The following is a 21,761-nucleotide window of genomic DNA, read 5'->3' on the forward strand; positions in this document are numbered from 1 at the left end:
CGCACGCTCACGCAGCTCGGCAGGGTAAGGGGACGGACGGGCCATGACTCGATCCTCTCAGGGAATCGAGCCTCCATCAGACCCGGAGCGCTTCACTGTCCGGGCCGTACCCGCCACGGGCCCGGCGCATCCGCAGGGTCTCGCGCGGCTAACCCCACCCCTTGGCACCTTGTCCTGCACCAGCGAGACAGCGATCCGTCGCCCGCACGCCGCCCCTGCAACCTCGGAGCCTCCGATGACCATGCCCCGCCTCACCGACTCCTTCACCAACCTCGCACCCAGCGCACTGACCGCTCTGACGGGTGCTCCATGGTGGGGCATCGCCCTGATCATCCTGCTCCACCTGGTGATCCAGAACCTCCCCCAGCACGTCCTCATTCTCGTCCAGGCACGCAACCAAGCACGCCAAGGACGCCACGAAGGCCGGCTCCTGGGCCGGCTACCCAGACGACACGCCCTTCAGGGATTGACCCACATCAGGCAAGCGCGAGAAGCAGTCAGCGCACCGCCGGGCTCCCTGTCCGCACCCGCCGATCCGCCTGCCACCGGCACACCAGCAACGCCAACCTGACGGGCCGGAGGCGCTCCGAGTGGGCCGCCCGTTCCAACGCTGGCCGCTCAGCACCGTACTTGGTGCCACCAGCCGCCAATGGCTCACGGCCCAGCCCCGCACAGGGACGGGGCGCCAGCCGCCTTCCAGGCGTCCCGCTCGGTGATCTCCTTCCAGCGCTCGTCGGTGAACTTCTCCCCGTACCGCTTGCACACCGGCCGCCGCGCCTCACCTCAACAGAGTTGAGTCAGAGCCCGAGATATGACGTCACTTTGTGGGACGGCCCGCGGCCCGTGAGGGCAGCGGGCCGTCGAGGCGGGGCCTGCAGGTGTCAGAACCCGTCTGTGAACCCTTGATCAGGACGAATCAGCTGAACGGCTGGTCGTTGAGTGCCTGGCCAGCCTTTTCAGCCGGCCCCGAGTGGGCCCGTGCGTCACCCTCGCCAGAACAGGTGGTGCGTCACGCCGCTCGGGCTGGGCACGACCTCCAGGTGAAAGCGGTCGAGCAGCTCATCGGGGGACTCCCAAAGTCGTAGTCCGGACCCGAGCTTCACCGGCGAGACCGCCACATGCATGGTGTCGACGAGGTCGGCGTCGAGGAACTGCCGGATGGTGGTCACCCCGCCGCCGAGCCTGACGTCCATTCCCTGCGCCGCCTCCCGCGCCTGCGCGAGTACCGTGGCCGGGTCGCCGTCGACGAAGTGGAACGTGGTGTCGGAGAGCGTGAACGAAGGACGCGTGTGGTGCGTCATGACGAACACCGGGGTGCGGAACGGGGGTTCGTCCCCCCACCAGCCGCGCCACTCATGGTCCTGCCAGGGCCCGCGCTGGGGCCCGAACTTCTTGCGGCCCATGATCTCGGCACCGATGTTGCGTGCGAAGTCTCGCGTGAAGTAGTCGTCAAGGCCCCGGCTCCCGCCGTGATCCGTGCGCATGGGCCAGCTCGCCGTGGCTCCGGCCCATGCGAACAGCCTCTCGGGATGGTCGTGGCCGAATGGTCTCTCGAGACTCTGGTGCTCACCGGCGCCGATCCCGTCACTGGAGACGTTGAAATTCATGACTCTCAGCAGTTGATCCACGTGTTTCCTCGTCAGGTCCTGTGGCGTCATTGTGTGGCGAGGCGCCACACATCATGACGTCGAATGGGACGCGGCCGGATCGACAGCGACCCGCAACTTTTTTTCAATGCGCGGCTGAGTCTGCTTCTGAACCCCCACAGCACGCGCTGGGGGGATACCCCACTCCGATCCTGGGGTTCGCCGGATCGCACTCCGCGGGCGGCGTAACTAGCGTTCAGCCATGAGTTCGATTCTGCGAAAGCACCTCGCCATGGCACTTGGTGTCGCTACGCTGCTCATACCGCAAGGCTGGCATTGTTCATGCCGTCCAGTAGACCCCACCCTGCTTCCTGCATGTCGATCACAGGGCGGAGGAAGTGGGAGGAGACGATGGTGCCTTCGCAATGTTTGGGAGCGAAGTCGTAGTTTCTGAGCAGAGTGCCCGGGCGGCTCATCTGGGTGCAGCCGGAGAAGAACGGCCGCACCGCTGCCATGGTGAGAAGCGTCCCGGCCTGAGGTGAAGCCAGTTGGCCGCCGAGCCGGTCGAGAGCCGGGACCAGCTCGGGCATGTGCTCCTCGAACAGTCGCCGGGAACGGGCCGCACCCTCGGGCGTCTGGCCCCCTCGGTCAGCCAGTCTTTCGCACTCACCATGGTCGGCCGGACGTGCTCGGCCCAGCGCCCGTCGCCGCCATCACCGATGTCGATGGCGTGGAACGCCTTGGCGTATTGGCTCATGACGTAGGACTCAACCTTCTTTTCAGCCCTCATTTCAATGCTCGCAGGCGCCGCCAGCAGATGAGCGCACATGCGAGGGTAAGGAAGGCTTCGTGGATGTCGTCGCGGATCTCCCAGAGGTCCCGCAGGCGGCGGAACCAGTGCAGGTGTGCGAAGGCGCGCTCCACCTGGACGCCAGGAACCCACGCCCGCACCACGGTGTGTGGGTCGACGGCGTACGGGATGGGAGCTGAGGTGAGTGGTGGATGAAGATAGTGGTGAAGGTGCAGCTCGAAGGACAGAGCAGCAGTGATCGCTTAGTGTGCCCGATTCACGCCGAGGTCTCGGCGCATGGTCTCCGGTATGGATTGCAGTGGGGTCCACCCGCCAGGACTTCAGACGGGCCACTCCACGCTCCACCGGGGCCCGGGCCGCGGAGAGCGAGCGGTTGACCGTTCGCTGTAGCGGGAGCCTGCTCTGACACTGCGCGCGAGAAGAAAGCCCCGGAGATAACGTGACAGTGACGGTGGGATCTCAGGGGTTCATGGAGGTAGAGTGATGAAAAGAATACTCTTCGTAACCGTGGTGGGATCGAGCGCCGTGGTGCTGTGCGCTGTGTCAACCTGGGCCTCGGGGGGTGACGGCGACAACGGCATCGAGAAGAAGTCCCCGCAGGAGATCGCGCACCTTGCGAACCAGGCCCTGCGCTCCGCCCAATCCGAACACCTGAGAGCCAAGGACTCGGGACCGGCCGCTTCGAGGGGCGACGCCGTCAGTGCCATGGACTTCCGGCTCGACCGGAAGGCCAACTGTACCGGCTCCTTCACGCTCGGTGACAAGGGCAGCGCGCAGCTGGTCAAGCAGGGCGACGAGGTGTGGGTTAAGCCCGATGCGGCCTTCTGGAAGTCCCAGTTCCCGGGCGGCAAGGGAACTAAGGCGGCGAACCAGGTGAAGAACCGGTACGTCCACGGCAAGAACGACGACCCGGTGCTCAAGGAGCTGTTCGGCAACACGTCTCGGCTGTGCGACCTGAAAGCCTATCAGCGTGTCTCCAGCAACCAGCATGTGCTCGGCGAGCGGAAGGACGGCACGACGACCGTCGACGGCATGAGGGCCGTACGGATCACCGGCCGGTACGCGAACGGCACCAGGCTCGCGGAGTACGTCGCAACGCGGGGCAAACCCTATCCGATCAAGCTCACCGAGAAAGGCAAAGACATCGACCGGATCTTCCTCATCACGGACTACGACAAGCCGGTCCCCTCGGCCACCCCGCCCGCGAACCAGTCGGTGGACGCGTCGAAGTTGAACTGGATGCTGGGTCAGTGAGCTCTCGGGCCACCCACCCATCCGGGAAGGTCGGAGAATGCCCCGTGGGCCCCCCGCGTGCCCGGTCGAGCAGCAACCGGCGGGGAACCACGGGGAACGTCGGCATGCATCCAGAGAACGCGCACGTCAACGTCTCGCCTGGTCAGCCGCAACCCTGTTACGCGATCTTCCAAACTAGTGCGCCAAGCCCCAGGCTGGGGCGCTTGACTGGAAACTCCAGCCCAACGCCGCTCCGCCGACCGCACGTTCACAGCACCGCCCGGCGTGCACTCGTCCTTAACAACGGCTAACACAATGAGGTGGATCGGCGCTGACGGTCGTTGTCGACCCGGGAGTTCAGCGTTCAGTCCAGTGTGGATACACCGCCGTGGATCGTGTCGGATCAGCTGTGGGACCGTCTTGAGCCGCTGCTGCCGCAGCGCGAGCGGCGCTTCTGGGCTTCGGCTCGGGCATGACCTGCTGGCGCCGGCTGCGGGACTGGAACGATGCCGGAGTGTGGCAGCGGCTGCACGAGGCCCTGCTCGCCGAGCAACGCGGCGGCGAAGCTCGACTGGTCCCGCTGCGTGGTCGACTCCTCCCACATCAGGGCGTTAAAAGGGGGAGCCACACGGGCCCGTCACCGGTCGACCGGGGCCGGGCCGGCTCGAAGCACCACTTGATCACCGACGGGCACGGGACCCCGCTCGCGGTCTTGCTGACCGGCGGCAACCGCAACGACGTCACCCAGCTGATCCCGTTGCTCGATGCGATCCCGCCGGTCCGTGGCCGAGTGGGGCATCCCCGCCACAAGCCCAACTCGCTGTTCGCCGACCGAGGCTACGACCACGACGTCTACCGCGACCAGGTCCGCGCCCGCGGCATCCTGCCCGCCACCGCCCGCCGAGGCACCCGGCACGGCACCGGACTGGGCACCTACAGATGGATGATTGAGCGGACCTTCGCCTGGCTACACGGCTTCCGCCGCCTGCGCATCCGCTGGGAACGACGAGCCGACATCCACGAAGCACTCCTCAAACTCGCCTGCTGCCTCATCACCCACCGACAGCTCGGCTCATTGTGTTAGCCGTTGTAATCCGTAGGCAAGGGCGTCCATGCCCCCAAGGGCCGCCGGACGGACGCCGGCTGGTTTCCGTCTGCCGAGCCTGGACCACCCACCGTTCGGACACACGTCCTCGACACCGACCATGACCGGGACGGACGAAGCCTCCCGCAAGGACAGGGCCGGGGCAGGACCGTACTACCTGCTCTTGATTTGTACGCGCTTGATGTTCACCGGCAGCGTCGGAAAGCCGTCTCCCGGCCCGTTCTGGTCGTCCTCGCCGCCCGCCGCGATCTTCTGGAGCACGTCGAGACCCGCCGTGACTTTGCCGAACGGCGTGTAGGCGGGCGAGAGTTTGGTGTCCTTCCAGACGAAGAAGAACTGGCTTCCGTTGGTGTTGGGCCCAGCGTTGGCCATCGCTACCGTCCCAGCGGGATAGGTCGCCCCGGTCAAGTTCTCGTCGGGGAAGGAGTAGCCGGGTCCGCCGCTCCCGGTGCCAGTCGGGTCGCCGCACTGGAGCACGTAGATGCGCGCGGTGGTGAGCCGGTGGCAGTGTGAGCGGTCGAAGTAGTCGTGCCGGGCGAGGAACTTGAAGGAGTACGTGGTGCAGGGAGCCTTGTCGGTCAGTGCCCGGAAGGTGATCGCGCCCTGGCCAGTGCGCAGCGTCGCGCTGTACGGCTTGGCGGCCTTCACCGGGTCGAAGACCGGTATCCCCTTGAAGTTGTCTGCGGGAACGGCCGGCGTGTAGGTGCAGGCGGCCGACGGCGCGGCAGGGGGCGGATTGTCGGCTGCGGCCTGCGTCGCGGTGCCGAGGAGGAGCAGGGCGGAGGCGGTGAGCAGCGCGCTTGGCTTACGGAGCACGAGACGGTTCCCTTCGGGTCAGCACCGTATGGGTATGTCATGGCCGCCTCATCCTGCCCGCTCCGTCGTCCGGGCGAAACCCCTGCTCCGGGCACCGTCAACTTGGGGGGGCGGCGCCACTGCAGCCGAGCGCGTGGAACAGCTCGCGGCGCAGGTCGCGGGTGGAGGGTCGGGCCCGGACCGGTCGGCGGATTCAGCCCTGCAGCGTGCCTCCGGCCGGGTGGACGGCCTTGGGATGCCTGGTGCCGTGCCGGCGGTCGGCGAGCGCGGCCAGCAGCTCGGAGGGTTCGGGCTGCTGATGCCCGCTGAGGTAGCGGATGCCCTCGCCCTCCGGCGGGGTGCCAGTGTCCTCGCCGATCGGGTGACGCCGGCTGACGGCGGTACGCCAGCCGTAGCGCTCGAACCACACGAGGGCGGGCGCGCCGGATCCGCTCAGCGTCACGGCTGCGGCGAGCACATCGCCGTCCAGGCGCTGTACCCGGACGTCCTGCGCCTCGGCCAGGCCTGCACCGACCAGGACGTCGGCGACGCGCTGCAGGTACGGCTGGACCTGCCGGGCACGCAGTTCGGTGGCGGCGCCGGCAAGGGCTGTGCGTTGCACCGCGGTCGGGTAGCCGAGCGGGGTGGCGGCCTCCTCGGGGGTCACGTCCGGTTCGGTCTGCAGCAGGTCGGCGATCCGCTCCCCGCGCAGCCGGGGAAGGGCCCGGGCGGCCGCGGCGTAGGACAGGCCGAGGCGCTCCTGGACCGTTGCGAGGGTCACCGCCGGGTCCTCGTCGAGCAGGTCCCCGACCCGGGCGGAGATCTCGTCGCGCGGCACCATGTCCCCGCTGCCCTTGGGCCGGCCCTTAGGGTCCGGCGTCGGTGCTTGCGTCCTTGCCGGTGCGGAAGGCCTGCACGATGCCGCGGCGGGCAGTGCTCCACACCCTTGACCGTAGTCAGGTGAGGGGCGATCTGGGGATGTGTCTTGTAGTTCTCGTCCCAGGTCTTGGGGCTGACGCCCCGCTCGGCGGCGGCTTCGTTGCGGTCGAGGAGGTCCTACTCGTCGTCCTCCTGCGGCAGTTCGCGGATGTCCCTCAAGCCCCGGATCCGGCAGGCGTCCTCGTGTTCGTGGGCGGGCCGATCGATGCGGACCTGCAGGAGATGGTGGGCGATGGCGTCCAGCGAGAAGGACCTGCTCGCGCTCGTGGTGTCGAACAACGAGGCGAAGGCGGGCCGGTCCAGCAGCGCCACCTTGACGGCCAGGATTGTGCCCAGGTCGCCCGGTACGGCCGACTGCCGCTCGCGGGCGGACAGTTCGCGCAGCAGCGCCTCGCCACACGTCTTCTCCAGGGCCAGGAGCAGCTCACCGATCAGTGCGGGCACGCCCTCGAGGAGCCGGCGCAGTACGTCGGCAACGCTCTGATCCTGGCCGTCACGTTACCGACGACCAGGCCGCCACATCCCCGCCCCGGCCAGGGAGCCCGACCCTGATCAAACTGAGGTCTTCTAGGTCGCTGTACGGCAGTCTGGCGTGTTTTCGTCCCGCCTGGTGCGCTCAGAGCCGCAACTGCCACCTGGTCGCCTCTCTCGCCTTCGCCGCCGGCCGAGACCAGCTCGACATCGAGGGCCTGAGCCAAACCCGCATCGTCCAGCTCATCGACGCCGGCCTGGTCACCGGTCTCGCCGACCTTTCACCGTCGAGCGCGACCAGCTGCTCGGCCTGGACCCGGGAATAACCTCGAACCGCCGGTGCGGACCGTCGAGTTCGTCCGGACCGATGCCCAGCTCGGCCATCACCTCGGGGCGGGCCAGCGGCAAGTAGAGTTTCACCTGCTGGTAGTTGCCGGTGGACCCGTACCGGTCGACGAGCCGTTCGTGGATCACCGGGCCCTTCAGCGTGATGTCGGCCCGCAACCAGGCATCGATGACCGGCTTGAACGGCCTGCCCTCTTCAGGACGCCTTCCGCTGTGCAGCCCGGCTCGCCCGAGCCGGAACGGAGCCCCACCTTGTGGTGCCCCCCCACTCTCGTTGGCAGGTCCTTACTGGCAATACACGGGTGGCAGGCCCGGAGCCGGCACGCCTATCCGGCCGCCACCCGTCTGCTGATCATTGCGGACGCGGGCGGGACCAACGGCTACCGCACCCGCGCCTGGAAGACCGAACTCGCAGCCCTGGCTGCCGAGACAGGCCTGGCCGTCACAGTCTGCCCCATGCCGCCCGGGCACATCGAAGTGGAACAAGATCGAGCAGCGGCTATTCTCCCACATCTCCATGAACTGGCGCGGCCGACCGCTCACCAGCCACGACGTCATCGTCAACAGCATCGCGGCGACCACTACCCGCACCGGCCTGAAAGTTCACGCCGAACTCGACCCGCGCACCTACGACACCGGCATCAAGGTCACCGACAGCGACATCGACGCCCTGCCCATGCATCGACGCCCTGCCCATGCACCGCCACCGCTTCCACGGCGACTGGAACTACACCCTCCACCCTCACCCCCGCGACACCACCAGCGCAGCCCAGAACCCAGTCAGCCAGCGGACCGTCCCCGCAGCCCTGCACAAGGAGTCTGCGCGACCCCGAGCTGACCGGCATGCCCGAACCCACGCTGGACGAACTCATCAACCAACTGGCCGTGAATTTGAACGAGTTACGTGAGCAAGAACGGATCCAGCAGCGAGGAGGCGAACGCATCCGTGCTCGCGGTGCAGGGGCCAAGGACAAGCTGACCACCGCCGACAGAGTCCTGGCCACCGTGCTCTACCTGCGCAAACTCGGCACCAGAGGTCTGCTTGCCCAGTTCCGCACCCCCGCTGACGTCACGGCGTTCCTCGCGAACCGCAGCCCCACGGAGATCGAATCAGCATGTTGATTCTATGCGAGCCTTAACGAGCTCGTGCACGGTAGGCGGGGAAGGCGGGGAGCACAGTTCGGCGCGCGCCCACCGGTGCCCGCTCGAGCCGCCCGGGGTAGACGGTCCGCGGCCGCCGGGTCCGCCGCTACGCGGAGGGCGCAGCCTTCCGTGAGCGGCGGCGCCGCACCGCGAACGCGCCGGAGGCGAGGGCCAGCCCCGTGGCCGCGACGCCACCGGTGACCGCCCAGGACGGGCCGTCGCCGTCCGCGACGGGCTGGCCGGCGATCGTGACGTGCTGCTTCGTGGTCTGCTGCCGGTGGTGGCTGATCACGGTCACGGTGTAGCGGCCGTTGGGTACGTCGCCTCGCAGCTGTCCGTGGCCCGCGTAGACCGTGCCGCCGTCGTCGCATTTACAGCCGGGGTTGTCCGGGCTGTCCGCCTTGATCGTCAACGGGCCCTTGAAGACGGGCGACGTGACGATGAGGGAGTCCTCCCCCGGTGCGGCCCGCAGGTCGGTGAGGACCACCCGGACGTCACTGCCCGGGCGGAGGGAGGCGGGTGTGCCGCTGCCGGGCGACGCGTCCCTGGGACCGATGACGAACCGGTAGATCTGCGCAGAGTTCTCGGCTAGGACCTTGAGTTGTGCGGTGGCGACGGTACGGCCGTGGCTCGTCGCGGTGACCGGATAGGTGCCCGCGCGCAGGCCCGAGCGGACACGGTGGTCTGTTCCCGGCGCGTCCACCTGGACCGACTGCGTCGACCCCTTCTTCAGGGGAGTCAGGGTGATCGGCTCCTGCAGAGCCGGGGAGGTGACCTCCACCTTGTCCCATCCCGGGGGCATTCCCTCAAGGCTGAACGAGATGTCGTCGCCCGCCTCCAGGGCGAGGTTCTGAGCCACGTGGTACTCCAGGCGGACCGCCGGAGACGGGCTGCCGCTCGGAGCCGGGCTCGCGCCCTCGGCGGCCGACACCCCCGCCGCCCCTCCCAACAAGGGCACCACGGCAAGACCGGCGACACCCACGGCCCGAACTGCGTTGCGCAACAACGATCCCCCTTCGATACAGGGCGGTTGAGCCGGAAAGACCGCATCGATCCGCCCTCCAGGAAGAGGGCAAAGACGTACATCAGGCTGCGGAAGACCCCGTTCACGATGCACGGCCCCCGCCGAGGACGAACACCCCCCAATGCGCCGCACGCAGTCCGACAGGTACGCGCTGAACTACGCCGCCGCCAAAGCGTGGTCGCCGAAGGCCCCAGCAGGTCACGGGGTCCGTCAGCAGCTGACGGACCATCGCAAGATCGAGGTTGGCTCCCAGGTGGCTGGGTCACGACGATCCGCCAGATCACCGAATTGTCAGCTGAGAAATTCCACACGAGTTCGTGGATATTGGCGTGCGGGATCTTGGCGCCAAATACGCCGGTCCCGTCACCGCACTGAGATCCGGCAAGGGAATGTCCGGCAGCGGTGATGTCGAACTTTGAGGAACCGGCACATGTCCACATCACCGCGATGGATGAGGCTTTCCCCGCTGACGCGGGAAGCGTGAAACCGCGCGGGCCGTGGCCCAATCCCGTGTACAGCGTCTTCGACCCGACAAGAACTCACGAGTGGGCGATGTAGGGCGAGAGCGCCGGGAGCTTGGCGGTCCCATGGTTGGAGACGATCCACTTGTAGCCGCCGTTCGTGGAACCCCGTTCCCAGCTGAAGGAGTATCCCTTCGGGCCGAGTGCGAGCCATCCCTGCCTCTGGTTCTTCGGGACCACCCACGACCCGCCAAGAGTGACGGTAGTGGTCTTGGCATAGGAGATCGAGCCGCTGATGCTCTCCTCGGCGGAAGCGATGAGGACTGACTCGCTCAGCTTGGCCCAATATGTAATGGTGCCGGTCCAGGTGTGGCCCTCGGTCACCGAGACCGAGAGCGTGGTGCCGGGGTCTCCGTAGACGGTCTTCTTAGCCTCGCACTTTCATGATGCGGGCTGTCCGGAAGTTCCCGGTTTTCCTTGTATTCGGACCGCCCAGGCCCGTCAAAGGAACAGGGCACCCTAGGATGTCGGCCTTCCATCCGGAAGAGCCCGGCCCCGTGCCGAAGATTGTTGGGGGCGCGCTGGCTGCTCTCGCCTGGCCGGCGTTGGAGGCCAGGCGAGAGCGGAGCCACCCAACGGGGCTACACGACCGTAGCCCAGGGCACCGACAACCATCGCCCTTGCCTACGCCCCTCCCCCACTCCACGCCGAGGCGCCAAGGGGCGCACCGAAGCACAGAACCCGCCCGACGCAACGCGGGAGTAATAGTGAAGACCTGTGGATGGTTGAAGCTATCGCTTGATACTCCGGTGCCATCGGATCTCGCGCTCGCGCCATTCGTCGGTGGGTATGAGCCCGGCGGCAGTGGCGACGGCGGCGGATGCCCGGTGTTCGGGGTGGATGTGGGCGATGACGGTGTGCACCGGCTGCCAGCTGAGCCAGTCGACGAGTCCTCGGGCTGCTTCGGTGGCGATACCCTGCCTCTGCCACGGGGTCCCCACCACCCAGGCGATCTCGGCGATGGGGCCGTGGCCGGAGGGGCTGACCGTCGCCTGGACGGTGCCCGTCAGACAGGACTCATCACGGAGCCGGATCACCCAGTTCAGCCAGGAGACGGCCGGATCGGGAGAGCCTGCGGTCATGCGCTGGTAGCGCGAGCGCAGGGCTTGCGGGGTGTCCGGAGTACCGCCGATGAAGGTGTGCACAGCCGGATCGGACAGCACCGCGGCCATCTCCTCGGCATGCTCCACGTGCAGCGGCAGCAGGTCCAGCCGCCTGGTGCTGATGGTCCGGGCCGCGAGGGTGCTCACGCCGCCACCGCCTCGGGGCGTTCGACCAGCCGGCCGCGTTCGAAGCGGGCTCCGGCGCGGACGAGAGCGACGAGGTGGGGCGCGTTGACGGCCCGCCACCGCTGCTGGGCGGACTCGACGAGCTTGAAGACCATGGCCAGGGCGGCGGTGCGGGAGCCGGCGCCGCGGGTGACCTTGGTCCGCAGCCGGACGGTGGAGCACGTCGACTCGATGGGGTTCGTGGTCCGCAGGTGGATCCAGTGCTCGGCCGGAAAGTCGTAGAACGCCAGCAGCTCCTCCTGATCGCTGGTGATCTTCTTGACGGCCTTGGGGAACTTCGCGCCGTAGAGCTTCTCGAACGGTGTGGTCGCCTGTACCGCGTGGTCGCGGTCCTCGGCGCCTGTGATGTCCTGGATGGCCTTCTTCACTCCGGGCTGCGCGGACTTCGGAAGGGAGTCAAGGACATTGGCCGTTTTGTGAACCCAGCACCTTTGCTCGCGGGTGGCGGGGAACACCTCCGCGAGGGCCTTCCACAAGCCCAGGGCGCCGTCACCGACCGCCAGGACCGGGGCGTGCATGCCCCGGCAGGCGCAGTCACGCAACAGGTCAGCCCACGACTCCCCCGACTCGCGGTAGCCGTCCTTGAGTGCGACCAGCTCCTTGGAACCGTCGGCCCGGACCCCGATGAGCACCAGGACGCACGCCTTGGCCTCCTCCAGGCGGACGTTGAGGTGGATGCCGTCGGCCCACACGTACACGTAGTCGACCCCGGACAGGTCGCGGTCCAGGAAGGCAGTGTGGTCGGCCTGCCACTGCGTCGTCAGCCGGGTGACCGTCGCCGCCGAGAGCCCGGCGGAGGAACCGAGGAACTGCTCCAGCGCGGGCACGAGGTCGCCGGAGGACAGTCCGTGCAGGTAGAGCAGCGGCAGCACCTCGCTGATCTTCCGGGACTTGCGGCACCACGGCGGCAGGATCGCCGAGGGGAACCGCTTGCGCTCACCCGTGGCCTCGTCGACGCGCTCGTTCACCCGCGGGGCTTTCAGCTCGACCACGCCGGCCGCGGTGCTGGCCTGCCGGGGCTCGTGGTAGCCGCTGCGGACCACAAGGCGGCGCTCCTTGTCGTCACGCTGGTCGGCCAACTCGGCTATGAGAGCGTTGACTTCGGCATCCAGCACGGCGGCGAGCATCCGCCGAGCGCCTTCCCGAACAACCTCATCCAGCGGCGAACTGCCGCTTGGCGTGGCGCCGTCCTCGTTGACTACCGTAAGCACGGGCGTGCCTTCCCGACCGACGCCAACGTCGGCCTTGCTCGATGACCTATCGATCGATCCATCGGGAAGGTACGCCTCCTTCCGTCAGGAGTGATCCACAGGTACTGAGCATTGCTCGGGTTCACCTTCAAATGCCGTATAGGTGGTTCGCTTCTCGGTGTCACGGCAGTCGTGGCTGCCAGCTTCGGCTTCGATCCCAGCGACGAGCTCAAAACGGCCAGATCATGGCTACAGCCGTACCGGGTGACCCCGTTCATCACCGCAGTCGCTATCGCGATCTACCTCGGTATCATCGCCGGTTCCATTGCCATCGGAGCCTGCGACTTGGGCTGCTCGTGCCTGATCGCAAAGGACAGAACCCCTCCGTCGCCAGCATCTACCGGGCGCTCGCCGAGCACGCCAAGCGCGAGGCATATCCCGAAGCCGTCGCTCAGGCCCAAGCCGACTTCGACGCCCTCCAGGCCGGCGAAGTCCCCGGACCCCGCCCCGCTACCCTGACCGAGCGTCACTCTGACCACAGAGAGCTCCTTGTCACTTCGCCGTAGCTTCGGGAGAACAGGGCCGCATCCCGGGGCAGCTCACCACCGGCGGCTCTGGCCGCAAGTCGTGAAAGGCGAGGCCAGCCCCGTGAGCGCGTTTGCGTCCGAACCCGGCCTCGGCAGGGGCATGGTTGCGCTAGCACGCGACAGCCGACAGGTCGGCAGCGACTTCGACGGCCTGGCGAAGCCCTGGTCTTGTGGATGCCAAGCACGGCGGAGCTGCGGAACGGTCCACGACGGCAGTTCTTGGAGGAGTTGTTCTCTTACGACGTGGTGAGCGATAGGGCGGCTGGTCAATCGACGGGGCGAAGGTCGGTGATAAGGCGGAAGCGTTCCAGAACCGCCAGAGTCGTGTCGTCCACGGTGAATTCGGGGTCCTTCAACGCCGCGCGCATCTCCTCGCTGTGCCAGAACCGCTCGTGTCCCGCCCGCCATTCGGCCACGCTGGTGTCCCCCTCCCCCTCGTCCACCACGTGAGCGAGATCCACCTGTGCCAGCGGGACGACACGCACGCCGGTGATCTCGATGACCGCGACCGGACGGTCATCCGAGTCGATGACCACCGAACGGCTCCCGACCTTCGGCAGGGGCTCCCCTTCATGCTCGTAGTCGACAAGGAGTCCTGTGGTGGAGGTCTTGGAACCGTTGAGGATCGCTGCGACGAGCTGGTCGCGCAGCGGGCCGGGGAAGGCGAACTCGGCCCTGGGCATCGATGCGAGGTTCGCGGGCGGCGTGTCGTCAGTCGTCATGCGGTCACGGTAACTGCCCATGCCGCGCGGGCCGACAGGAATGGGCCGTGACGTGGCGGGGACCGGGGCGGAGACGAATGTCGCCTGCCTGGGTCTAGGTCCTCGACGCGCTCGCGGACGAGCGCCAGTGCCAGCGCGGGCTGCCTCCAGGTCGCTGGCAACGTGCTCGAGGTCCTCACCCAGCGGGGGGCTCCTCAAGCCAGAGGCAGCTGACCGAACGGCCGACCGCGGTCGGCCTGCGCCTCCAGCAAAGCGGTCACCTCCGGAACCCGCGTGACGCGATTGCAGGCGCTACTGCGGCAGAAGTTCGCACGCCGCCCCGTGTCCGCTCTCCGAGCCGCAAAGCACCGCGTCATGTCAGTGGCGGACCATCCAGAAGTGCGAAAGACCAACAGGAACTCGCTCCCCCCCCGGCCGGCCATCACTGCCATCGGCTGATCGGCTGATCGGCTGATCGGCACAAAGGTGGCACATCGTAGGCCGCACGTCTGAGGCCAGGGTGGATCGAGGTGCGAGAAGGCGCTCCAGGATGAGGCCCGGCTGGTTGTCAGTGGCGTCAGCTACCGTCCCGGCATGCAGCGTCAGAGTCATATCCCCGTGCAGTTCGAGCGGACGTGCAAGAAGTGCTCGCGTCCGCACAAGCCTGTCCGGGATCGCATGTGTCAGCCTTGCTACAAGCGGTCGAGAAAGTATGGGGCGGCCGAGTACAGGCGCGAGGAGATCGAGGAAATCACTCTGGACTGGGTGCCGACGAAGTGCGCCAAGGCTGGGAGTGCCTGGAGTGGAACGGAACGGTCAGCAAGGAGGGTCGGCCACAGACATCCGACCGTCGGGCTTGGCGTGAAGGCAAGAGCCGGCAGATCGCGTTGCACCGCTGGGTGTACGAGCAGTCGACGGAAAGCGGGAGGACCACCTGGAGCGGTGTGCGAACGGGCATGAGCGCACGGAGGAGAATACGTACCGCACCGCCCATGGGCACCTCGTCTGCAGGGTCTGCCCGTCCGAATCCAGGGCGGCTCGACAAGGCAAGGACCCAGCCGAGCACACGTGGAAGCCCAGGAAGGGGTGGGAAGACACCCCGAAGTGCGTGATCGGCCACCTGTTCGATGACGTCGGCTGGTACTTCAACGGGGAGGCTCGGGTCTGTCGGCGGTGCTTTGCAGAGAAGGAACGCCGACGTTGGCTCCGGGTGAACTACTCCATGGAACTCGAGGACTTCGAGGAACTGCTCGTCGCCCAGGACCCTGCGTGCGCGATCTACGCAAGGCTGTTTGATCCCGATTTGCTCGTCCCGTGCGTCGACCACTCCCATGAGACCGGGAAGGTACGTGGGCTCTTCTCCGAACTACGGGTTCAGCCTGCTTGGTTTGCGCGCGAGGCGAGGAAGGCCGCCTTTCGCGTCGTGCCGCCGACGGCTAGGGTGTGGACGCAGCGAGTCACCAACGAGGAGCCGAAACATGGTCGGTGTTCCGAGCGCGCGTTGACGTTGTTGGCCGTGACCGGCCCGTCATCGCGTGCTGCCCTTGATGTTGCGGCATAGCGAGCCTTCCCCTCCCCGAACCGTCGGCGCACCTTTCATGTGCTCGGTCGCGGGCCTCGTTGTCGGCAACACAAGGGATTCCCGTGCCGTCCGCTTCCTCCGCTGTATCCGATTCCGGTCGACCTGTTCCGTCAAACCTGTGGCGGGACGCCGACTTCCGCAGACTCTGGATGGGGCAGACAGCCTCCCAACTCGGTGAACACGCAAGTCTGGTGATTCTGCCGCTCTTCGCCGTCCTGACGCTCAACGCCAGTCCTGGCCAGCTGGGCGTCCTTCGCGCAGTGGGGCAGGCGCCGATCCTGTTGCTCTCGCTCTTCGTCGGCGCGTGGGTGGACAGGTGGCGGACCCGCACGACGATGGTGCTCACGGACGTCGGTCGGGCTCTGGCCCTGTGCGCCGCCGCCATGGCCAGCCTCCTCGGCTGGCTCGGCCTGCCCGCCCTGCTTGCGCTCGCCTTCGCCGTCGGAGCCCTGTCCGTGTTCTTCGACGTGGCATACCAGGCGTCTCTCGTACGGCTGGTGGAACGCGACCAACTGGTGCAAGGCAACAGCGCGCTCGAGGGCTGCCGGTCCGCGGCGCAGGTCGGCGGTCCCGCTCTCGGCGGTGCGTTGGTGTCCCTGCTGTCGGCGCCGATTGCTGCCACCTCCAGCGCGCTGTTTTTCACGCTGTCTTTCCTGTCGATCCGGCGGATCCGCCGAGCCGAACCGATCCCGGAGCGCCCAAAACACTCCCCTCGGGTCTGGCAGCGGATTGTTGAGGGCCTGCGTTTCGTCGCCGGCGATACCGTGCTTCGGACCGTGTGCCTGGCCTCGGCCGCCTTCCAGTTCTCCTTCGCGGCCGTGATGACCGTCTATCTGCTCTTCCTGCCGCGGGAAATGCACCTGTCGGGCACCGTCGTCGGCCTGGCGCTCACGGCGGCGGGATCGGGCGCGCTCCTGGGCTCGCTGCTGGCCGCCCGCCTGCCGAGCCGGTTCGGTCATGGCGCGGTGCTCCTGTGCGCGGCGGCACTCGGCGACGGCGTGTTCCTGTGTGTGCCCGCGATGCACGGCCCTGCCGCGGTGACGGTTCCCGCGCTCCTTGCGGTCGGCTTCGTGTTCGGGTGCGGCGGCCAGTTGGTGAATGTCACGGTCATGGCCGTCCGGCAGGCCGTCACTCCCGACGGGATGCAAGGCCGCGCGGCCGCGACCATCACGTTTGTCGGCATGGGGATGACCCCGCTCGGTTCTCTGGTCGGCGGTTTTCTCGCGGAGGAGTGGGGGCTGCGCACCAGTCTCCTGGTGACGGCCGCAGGCATGATGCTGTCCCCAGTGGTGATGGCTTTGTCCCCGCTCGCACGCCTGGGACGGGAGCTTCCGGCCTCGCACGACGCGCCGCCGACGGCCGCCCACCCTGAAGCCCAGGAGATGGCCCTCCGCGACACTGATGAGGCTCATGACGCAGCCACTGAAACCGGGTCATGACAAGAGGCCCTGGCCGCTAGACCGCCCGGCGATCTGGCCGAAGGTCGGCAATCCCAAGTGGGTGACCGTGGGCTTGAGGGCCGCATCAAGTTGGGCAAGCTTGTCCTCGGTGCCGGCCATCGGACGCAAGCGTGCTCGTGGATGCATGCTGTTCCGAAGGCCCGAGCGCAGGTTCCCAGAGAAAGCTTGCGCTTCTCGAAGTGGGCGAGGAAGGCATCCCACTCCTCGTTCGTCGGGGTCCGGTATTCCTCGCTGGGACGAAGCGATCGACGCCGCGCGATGAACGCGCGGTGGGCTTCAATGGCGTCCGCCGGGTAGATGGCGTTGTAGCCCATCGTTGTGTTGATCTCTGAGTGACCTGCGAGGACCTGCGCGATGTGGGGCGGCAGGCCGCTGCTGCCCCGGACGGGTGGCGACTGGCGATCAAATGCCCCAACGACGGCCTGATTCTGGTGATGCCAATCGTCGGCTGGGCCACCCCCGTCGACGGCATGCGGCGAACCGATGCCCAACTGGCAGTCGAGCCCGTCACCACTCTCGCCGAACCCTCCACGACTGGACCGACGGCGAAACACTGCACCAGATCATCGCGCCAGGCTTCGGAGTCCGCGAAGTGCCAGCTGGCTGGTCAGTGCGGGAATACGGGGACTGAACACGCAAATGCCCGCCCTGGGTTGGGAGGGGCGCTGGGCAACGAGCGGCGTCAGCGAAGTCCGTGGCGGTGAGCTTCCCGACGGATCCACTCCGCTTGGCGGCCAGCCCGCTCCTGTGCCTCGCCGACCAGATTATCCGGAATCGACCTGGGTTCGCCGTTCGAGTGAAGCAGCAGATCCGCCTTGTGGGTCAGGGGCAACATGTCCGCGCTGGCGTAGCAGTCCGTCCAGCCGATGCTGTGGCCTGACGGTGGGCACACCCGGTCAGTGTGAGCGGTGGCCAGTTAACCTTCGGCGGCAAACTGATTCAGACCGGCACCGAATCGTACCGCCTCGCCATCACGCAGGCCCGCGCCGCTGCCCTGGACTCCGCCGCAGGCTGAACCCTCCACGTGAGTCGCACGCCTTGCAGCCGATGGCGTCGGTCGTGGTTCCGCTCTCGGCAGACTGGCCGACCGGAACACCCAAACCTGCCAGGCTGGCTGCATGCGGAGGAACATGTCGGTGCGTCGGCTCGATCTGGGGTTCTTCATCCGGCCCGCGTCGGAGACCGGCGGCCCGCAGCCGCGGGTCGAACCTATGCTCGCCTACCTGGTGCAACACGATCACGGCCTGATCCTCTTCGACACCGGCATCGGCAAGACGGACCCCGAGACCGAGGCCCATTACCGTCCCCGACGCCGGGACCTGCAGGATGCCCTGTCCGCGGCCGGAGTCACTCTTGACGACATCTCCCTCGTCACGAACTGCCACCTCCACTTCGACCACTGCGGCGGGAACCCTCTCCTGGGCGGCAAGCCCATCCTGGTCCAGGACGTCGAGCTGGCCACTGCCCGCAACGGCCACTACACCTTCGACGAGCTGATCGATTTCCCCGCCGCGTCCTATGAGGAACTCGCCGGTGAGGCCGAGGTCTGGCCGGGAGTCTGGATCATTCCGACACCAGGGCATACCGAAGGGCATCAGGCGCTGGCCCTTCGGCAAGGAGACGCCCATGGCCACGTGGGCGTGGCCGTTCGCACCGTGGCTACTGCTGCTCCCACTGCTCCTTGGTGATCTCGTACCGTACGCCCCCATGCTCGGAGCCCTCGATCATCTCCATGTCGGAGGGAGTGGGGATGGTGTCCGCGAGCGTCATTTCGAGCTTCTCCATGATGTTGCGCGAACCGTGATTCACGGACATCGTCTCAGCCCAGACCACGCGCACACCGAGCTCCGTGAACGCCTTGCGCAGCAAGGCCCGCGAGCCCTCGGTGGCATAACCCTTGCCCCAAGCCGCCTGCCGCAGCCGGTAGCCGAGTTCGACTTCGTCCAGCGGGCCCTCCGGCTCGGGACGGAGGATGAACCAGCCGATGAACGCGCCGCCGTCCTTCTCGTGCGCGGCGAACAGCCCGAGGTTGCCGCCCCACTTCTCGTAGCCGGCGAGGATGTTCGGCAGGTCGCGCTCGCGGACGAGCTCCGGCGCGGTCGGATTGCCGCCGGTCAGGTAGCGCATCACCGCCGGGTCGCTGTCCAGCTCGATCAGCAGGTCCGCGTCATCGGCAGTGAAGCGGCGCAGGGCCAGGCGCTCGGTCTCCAGGTTGGCGTCCACGAGTCGATCATGCCTGAAACAAGTCGGGCAGCCCAACGATTTTCCTCGGCAGCTCGGGGGCTTTGCCATGATGTCGCGCGAACCCCATCAGGAACCGGCATCCCGCTCGCCGTCACCCTGACCGGCGGCAACCGCAACGACGTCACCCAGCTGATCCCGCTCCTCCAGGCAGTGCCACCGGTGCGGGGCAGGCGAGGCCAGCCCCGGAGCCGCCCCGACGTGGTGCTGGGAGACCGAGGCTACGACCACAACAAGTACCGCCGACTGGTCTGGGACCTCGGCGTGAAGCCGCTCATCGCCCGCCGGGGGCACCGGGCACGGCTCCGGCTTGGGCACCCAGCGCTGGGTCGTGGAACGCGCCTTCGCTCACCTGCACTGGTTCCACCGCCTGCGCATCCGATGGGAGATTCGCGACGACATCCACGAAGCGTTCCTGAGCTTCGGGTGCTCGCTGATCTGCTGGCGCCGATTGGCGGCAGTTCAGACGACGCCCGGGCAGCCAGGCGCGAGTCAGCATTCAAGGGGGCGTGGATGACGTCGAGCAGGCCAGCCGCCGAAGAAGTCTTGACCGGCTCACCCAGCCGCGTACGCGGCGAGAAACGGACGCACCACCGGCAGGGCGAGGTCGAGGCGCAGCAATGTGTCGAAGTACCCGCAACCGGGCAGTTCGGCGCGGATCGCGCCCGAGATCCGAGCAGCGGTGTCCTGGATCGACCGTAGCCGGGGATCACGGTCGCCGGCGAGCAGAAGGACCGGTACAGGGGTTTGCACGAGCCTTTCCAGGACGCCGTCGCGGGCGTCAAGGGCGGCGGTCAGCGCTGCCGGCGCATGCGGGTCTGCTGCCTGCATCGCCGCTCGCATCCATGCCGGGAGTGGTCCTTGACGTTCCAGCATCTCGATGAAGGGAGCCGTTCCCCGAGAGCGGAACAGTCCGACCTCCTGCTGAACCTCCGCCGGAGCAGCTGTGACACGTCCACCATGTGCCCCACCGGCAATCAGCGCGGTCAGCCGTTCCGGGTGCCCAGCCAGCAGGTTGAGGCCGATGATGCCGCCCATCGACGCACCCCAGAAGGCCACTTGGGAGATGTCGAGAGCGTCGAGTACGGCCACGACATCACCCACCTGACGGTCGATCCGGTAGCTGTCCACGTCATGGGGCGCATCGCTCCCGCCGTGACCACGAGCATCGACGAGAACCAGACGATGGCCGCCAGCAAGTGCGTCGACATAACCAGCCGACCGCCACGTCGTGCGATCCCCAAGAAACCGTGCAGCAGCACCAACGGCGGCCCGCTGCCCACAACCTCGAAGGCGATCCGAACTCCGTCGCCGCTGGTGACCCGCACCTCAGTCGCCCTGGGACGGGACGGGCGTGGCCTGGTGGTAATACATGCGCCAACCCGCCTCCTCGCCCAACCGGCGCCATAGCGAGCTCCGGCGCGCCCGCCGCCCTTCTATCGTGGTCTCGTACGTCAGGTGCACCACACCGGGAGCCAACACGACACCCCTCATAACTGAGGGGACATACCGGGGACCCTCCTCCGAGCTGCCGGAAATGTCCGGCAACTCGGCCAGCATCTCCTCACGCACCGCTTCATCATCGCCCCACCCTTCGGGCTCACCGCAACCACGCAACCCAATGCTCAGTGCCCGAGCGGATGACCTGGGCGCGCTGGCCAACTTCCTTGCAGCGGATGCCGTCGGGCGGTCTCAGCCCAGAACCCAGCACTGGAAGGATCCAACCACCACAAAGATCATTTCGTGAGGAGTTCTAAGTCCCCGCCGCCACGTGTGGAGAGAGGGCCGGGCTTCCAGATGCGAGGCGACATGCGGCGCTGCACACTGGGAAGCTGATAGGGGTTCGTGGCACCTGCATGTGCCACTTACTCACTAGTGTCGTGTGCTCACGGAGCAGCAATGAATGATCAGCAGCCTACGACCACATACACTCGCGACGGGTTGTCGGTGTTTTTCGAATCCAAGCGCTGTGAGCTGAACGCCAACCTTGGTAAGCACCTGGCTGATTTCATCGCCGGTACCCAGCACAACCTCGACGTGGCAATCTACGACCTGCGTGAGCCTGCGGTGTTGGGGGCATTGAAGAGCGCCGCCGACCGCGGCATCGCCTTGCGGTTGCTGTATGACGCTGGCCCGGCCCAGCATGGTGGTCCGACCGCCGACCCCAAGCCTGGGACCACTGGCGATGCGATCAACCAGGCGGGTCTTGCAGAGTACGCCACCCCCTACCCTGAACATGCTGGGAAGTTGATGCACAACAAGTTCCTCATCCGTGACAACGCCACGGTCTGGACAGGGTCGGCAAACTTCACCACTGGCGGACTGACCTTGCAGGACAACAACTGCCTGACTGTCAGCAGCTCCGACCTGGCTGCTGCCTACAGCGCCGAATTCGAAGCTCTCCTAGCCGCTGCGGCACCCGACGCGCTCACTGCCACCCCCGCGACCTCAATCTCCGTCGACGGCGTGCAGATGGAAACCCAGTTCGAACCTCAGGCCGGTGAACGCATCGAAGACCGCGTGATCGCTGCCATGCACGGCGCCAGTCGTCTGCGAATGGCCGCATTCCTGCTCTCTGATCCGGGCATCCTGCAAGCCCTTGCCGACCTCAACGAAGCAGGTGCTGACCTGGCGGGCGTCTATGGGGGCCTCCCCCTGAGTGGTGGACACGCTGATACTGGATCTGCTTGGTCCGGAGGAAGCGAGAAGACCGCCGATGGCGATGAAGGACTACTCGG

The 21,761-nt window shown here is 67.2% G+C and carries 21 protein-coding genes and 6 pseudogenes; 10 read left to right on the forward strand and 17 right to left on the reverse strand.

The genetic code is table 11. The features are described from left to right. The first annotated feature begins 235 nt into the window (after nt 1–235). The gene (locus tag ACWC0C_RS45850) at nt 236–571 is read left to right on the forward strand and encodes a hypothetical protein (RefSeq protein WP_450870960.1); all 336 of its coding nucleotides are present in this window, start codon (nt 236–238) and stop codon (nt 569–571) included. Nucleotides 572–983: 412 nt separating this feature from the next. Here the strand turns inward: ACWC0C_RS45850 and ACWC0C_RS45855 are convergent, their stop codons facing one another. The 3 genes and pseudogenes from ACWC0C_RS45855 to ACWC0C_RS45865 form a co-directional block, all read right to left on the reverse strand. After that, a complete protein-coding gene (locus tag ACWC0C_RS45855) occupies nt 984–1,628 on the reverse strand; it encodes a dihydrofolate reductase family protein (RefSeq protein WP_450870961.1) in 645 nt (214 codons plus the stop codon). Nucleotides 1,629–1,903: 275 nt separating this feature from the next. Further along, nucleotides 1,904–2,176: a hypothetical protein gene (locus ACWC0C_RS45860; protein WP_450870962.1), complete on the reverse strand. Its 273-nt coding sequence runs from the start codon at nt 2,174–2,176 to the stop codon at nt 1,904–1,906. Nucleotides 2,177–2,703: 527 nt separating this feature from the next. After that, nucleotides 2,704–2,784 (reverse strand): annotated as a pseudogene (locus ACWC0C_RS45865) (IS5/IS1182 family transposase); the annotation flags it as partial. Nucleotides 2,785–2,880: 96 nt separating this feature from the next. On the opposite strand from ACWC0C_RS45865, the gene ACWC0C_RS45870 reads away from it, so the two are divergent. Together ACWC0C_RS45870 and ACWC0C_RS45875 are read left to right on the forward strand one after the other, a co-directional pair. Next, entirely contained in the window at nt 2,881–3,651 is a 771-nt protein-coding gene (locus ACWC0C_RS45870; protein WP_450870963.1) for a hypothetical protein, read from the forward strand. A 451-nt stretch (nt 3,652–4,102) separates the two neighbouring features. After that, entirely contained in the window at nt 4,103–4,714 is a 612-nt protein-coding gene (locus ACWC0C_RS45875; RefSeq protein ID WP_450870965.1) for an IS5 family transposase, read from the forward strand. A 174-nt stretch (nt 4,715–4,888) separates the two neighbouring features. Here ACWC0C_RS45875 and ACWC0C_RS45880 read toward each other — a convergent pair whose 3' ends face one another. From ACWC0C_RS45880 to ACWC0C_RS45895, 4 genes are all read right to left on the reverse strand, one after another. After that, nucleotides 4,889–5,551, reverse strand: a complete 663-nt coding sequence (locus ACWC0C_RS45880; protein WP_450870967.1) for a peptidylprolyl isomerase — start codon at nt 5,549–5,551, stop codon at nt 4,889–4,891. Nucleotides 5,552–5,744: 193 nt separating this feature from the next. Next, entirely contained in the window at nt 5,745–6,371 is a 627-nt protein-coding gene (locus tag ACWC0C_RS45885; protein ID WP_450870969.1) for a hypothetical protein, read from the reverse strand. 215 nt (nt 6,372–6,586) lie between these two features. Continuing rightward, entirely contained in the window at nt 6,587–6,913 is a 327-nt protein-coding gene (locus tag ACWC0C_RS45890; protein ID WP_450870973.1) for a hypothetical protein, read from the reverse strand. 288 nt (nt 6,914–7,201) lie between these two features. Further along, complete coding sequence (locus ACWC0C_RS45895) at nt 7,202–7,444, reverse strand: hypothetical protein (RefSeq protein ID WP_450870990.1); 243 nt, start codon at nt 7,442–7,444, stop codon at nt 7,202–7,204. Between the two features lie 144 nt (nt 7,445–7,588). Here ACWC0C_RS45895 and ACWC0C_RS45900 point away from each other — a divergent pair. Together ACWC0C_RS45900 and ACWC0C_RS45905 are read left to right on the forward strand one after the other, a co-directional pair. Next, nucleotides 7,589–8,193: pseudogene (locus ACWC0C_RS45900) on the forward strand (ISAzo13 family transposase); the annotation flags it as partial. Further along, nucleotides 8,129–8,407 (forward strand): hypothetical protein, encoded by a 279-nt coding sequence (locus tag ACWC0C_RS45905; RefSeq protein WP_449201991.1) that lies wholly within the window; start codon nt 8,129–8,131, stop codon nt 8,405–8,407. The pseudogene ACWC0C_RS45900 and the gene ACWC0C_RS45905, both read left to right, overlap by 65 nt. Before the next feature lie 127 nt (nt 8,408–8,534). On the opposite strand, the gene ACWC0C_RS45910 is transcribed toward ACWC0C_RS45905, so the two are convergent. The 6 genes from ACWC0C_RS45910 to ACWC0C_RS45935 form a co-directional block, all read right to left on the reverse strand. Further along, nucleotides 8,535–9,431: a hypothetical protein gene (locus ACWC0C_RS45910; RefSeq protein ID WP_450870975.1), complete on the reverse strand. Its 897-nt coding sequence runs from the start codon at nt 9,429–9,431 to the stop codon at nt 8,535–8,537. Nucleotides 9,432–9,991: 560 nt separating this feature from the next. Continuing rightward, a complete protein-coding gene (locus tag ACWC0C_RS45915) occupies nt 9,992–10,297 on the reverse strand; it encodes a hypothetical protein (protein WP_450870976.1) in 306 nt (101 codons plus the stop codon). A gap of 407 nt (nt 10,298–10,704) precedes the next feature. After that, nucleotides 10,705–11,223, reverse strand: coding sequence for a GNAT family N-acetyltransferase (locus tag ACWC0C_RS45920; RefSeq protein ID WP_450870978.1), 519 nt, complete (start codon nt 11,221–11,223; stop codon nt 10,705–10,707). Continuing rightward, nucleotides 11,220–12,473 carry an IS256 family transposase gene (locus ACWC0C_RS45925; protein WP_450870980.1) on the reverse strand — a complete coding sequence of 418 codons (1,254 nt, stop codon included), beginning with the start codon at nt 12,471–12,473 and terminating at the stop codon, nt 11,220–11,222. Before ACWC0C_RS45925 ends, ACWC0C_RS45920 begins: the two co-directional genes overlap by 4 nt. 278 nt (nt 12,474–12,751) lie before the next feature. Beyond that, the gene (locus ACWC0C_RS45930; RefSeq protein ID WP_450870982.1) at nt 12,752–12,991 is read right to left on the reverse strand and encodes a hypothetical protein; all 240 of its coding nucleotides are present in this window, start codon (nt 12,989–12,991) and stop codon (nt 12,752–12,754) included. A 314-nt stretch (nt 12,992–13,305) separates the two neighbouring features. Beyond that, a complete protein-coding gene (locus ACWC0C_RS45935; protein ID WP_450870983.1) occupies nt 13,306–13,761 on the reverse strand; it encodes an ASCH domain-containing protein in 456 nt (151 codons plus the stop codon). Nucleotides 13,762–14,848: 1,087 nt separating this feature from the next. Between ACWC0C_RS45935 and ACWC0C_RS45940 the strand changes: the two genes are divergently transcribed. Both ACWC0C_RS45940 and ACWC0C_RS45945 read left to right on the forward strand, forming a co-directional pair. Continuing rightward, nucleotides 14,849–15,301, forward strand: a complete 453-nt coding sequence (locus ACWC0C_RS45940; RefSeq protein WP_450870984.1) for an endonuclease domain-containing protein — start codon at nt 14,849–14,851, stop codon at nt 15,299–15,301. An 83-nt stretch (nt 15,302–15,384) separates the two neighbouring features. Beyond that, nucleotides 15,385–16,761, forward strand: coding sequence for an MFS transporter (locus ACWC0C_RS45945; protein ID WP_450870986.1), 1,377 nt, complete (start codon nt 15,385–15,387; stop codon nt 16,759–16,761). Here ACWC0C_RS45945 and ACWC0C_RS45950 read toward each other — a convergent pair. Beyond that, on the reverse strand, nt 16,756–16,881 hold the full coding sequence (locus tag ACWC0C_RS45950) for a hypothetical protein (RefSeq protein WP_449201933.1): 126 nt from the start codon (nt 16,879–16,881) through the stop codon (nt 16,756–16,758). The genes ACWC0C_RS45945 and ACWC0C_RS45950 overlap by 6 nt on opposite strands. Nucleotides 16,882–17,900: 1,019 nt before the next feature. Between ACWC0C_RS45950 and ACWC0C_RS45955 the strand changes: the two are divergent. Next, nucleotides 17,901–18,404: pseudogene (locus tag ACWC0C_RS45955) on the forward strand (MBL fold metallo-hydrolase); the annotation flags it as partial. 37 nt (nt 18,405–18,441) lie between these two features. Here the strand turns inward: ACWC0C_RS45955 and ACWC0C_RS45960 are convergent. Continuing rightward, nucleotides 18,442–19,005, reverse strand: coding sequence for a GNAT family N-acetyltransferase (locus ACWC0C_RS45960; protein ID WP_450870987.1), 564 nt, complete (start codon nt 19,003–19,005; stop codon nt 18,442–18,444). Nucleotides 19,006–19,101: 96 nt separating this feature from the next. Between ACWC0C_RS45960 and ACWC0C_RS45965 the strand changes: the two are divergent. Then, a pseudogene (locus ACWC0C_RS45965) lies at nt 19,102–19,540 on the forward strand (transposase); the annotation flags it as partial. Between the two features lie 38 nt (nt 19,541–19,578). Here ACWC0C_RS45965 and ACWC0C_RS45970 read toward each other — a convergent pair. Continuing rightward, nucleotides 19,579–20,247 (reverse strand): annotated as a pseudogene (locus ACWC0C_RS45970) (alpha/beta fold hydrolase); the annotation flags it as partial. A 105-nt stretch (nt 20,248–20,352) separates the two neighbouring features. After that, a pseudogene (locus ACWC0C_RS45975) lies at nt 20,353–20,589 on the reverse strand (DUF4440 domain-containing protein); the annotation flags it as partial. 333 nt (nt 20,590–20,922) lie between these two features. Here ACWC0C_RS45975 and ACWC0C_RS45980 point away from each other — a divergent pair. Beyond that, nucleotides 20,923–21,761, forward strand: an 839-nt coding sequence (locus tag ACWC0C_RS45980; protein WP_450870988.1) for a phospholipase D-like domain-containing protein, incomplete at its 3' end; no start/stop codon positions are given.

The organism is Streptomyces sp. NPDC001709 (genome assembly GCF_053596375.1).

Coding starts and splice junctions, on each gene's coding strand:
- ACWC0C_RS45850 (WP_450870960.1), top strand. CDS start 236: ATGACCATGCCCCGCCTCACCGACTCCTTCACCAACCTCGCACCCAGC.
- ACWC0C_RS45860 (WP_450870962.1), bottom strand. CDS start 2,176: ATGCCCGAGCTGGTCCCGGCTCTCGACCGGCTCGGCGGCCAACTGGCT.
- ACWC0C_RS45870 (WP_450870963.1), top strand. CDS start 2,881: ATGAAAAGAATACTCTTCGTAACCGTGGTGGGATCGAGCGCCGTGGTG.
- ACWC0C_RS45875 (WP_450870965.1), top strand. CDS start 4,103: ATGACCTGCTGGCGCCGGCTGCGGGACTGGAACGATGCCGGAGTGTGG.
- ACWC0C_RS45885 (WP_450870969.1), bottom strand. CDS start 6,371: ATGGTGCCGCGCGACGAGATCTCCGCCCGGGTCGGGGACCTGCTCGAC.
- ACWC0C_RS45905 (WP_449201991.1), top strand. CDS start 8,129: ATGCCCGAACCCACGCTGGACGAACTCATCAACCAACTGGCCGTGAAT.
- ACWC0C_RS45935 (WP_450870983.1), bottom strand. CDS start 13,761: ATGACGACTGACGACACGCCGCCCGCGAACCTCGCATCGATGCCCAGG.
- ACWC0C_RS45950 (WP_449201933.1), bottom strand. CDS start 16,881: ATGGCCGGCACCGAGGACAAGCTTGCCCAACTTGATGCGGCCCTCAAG.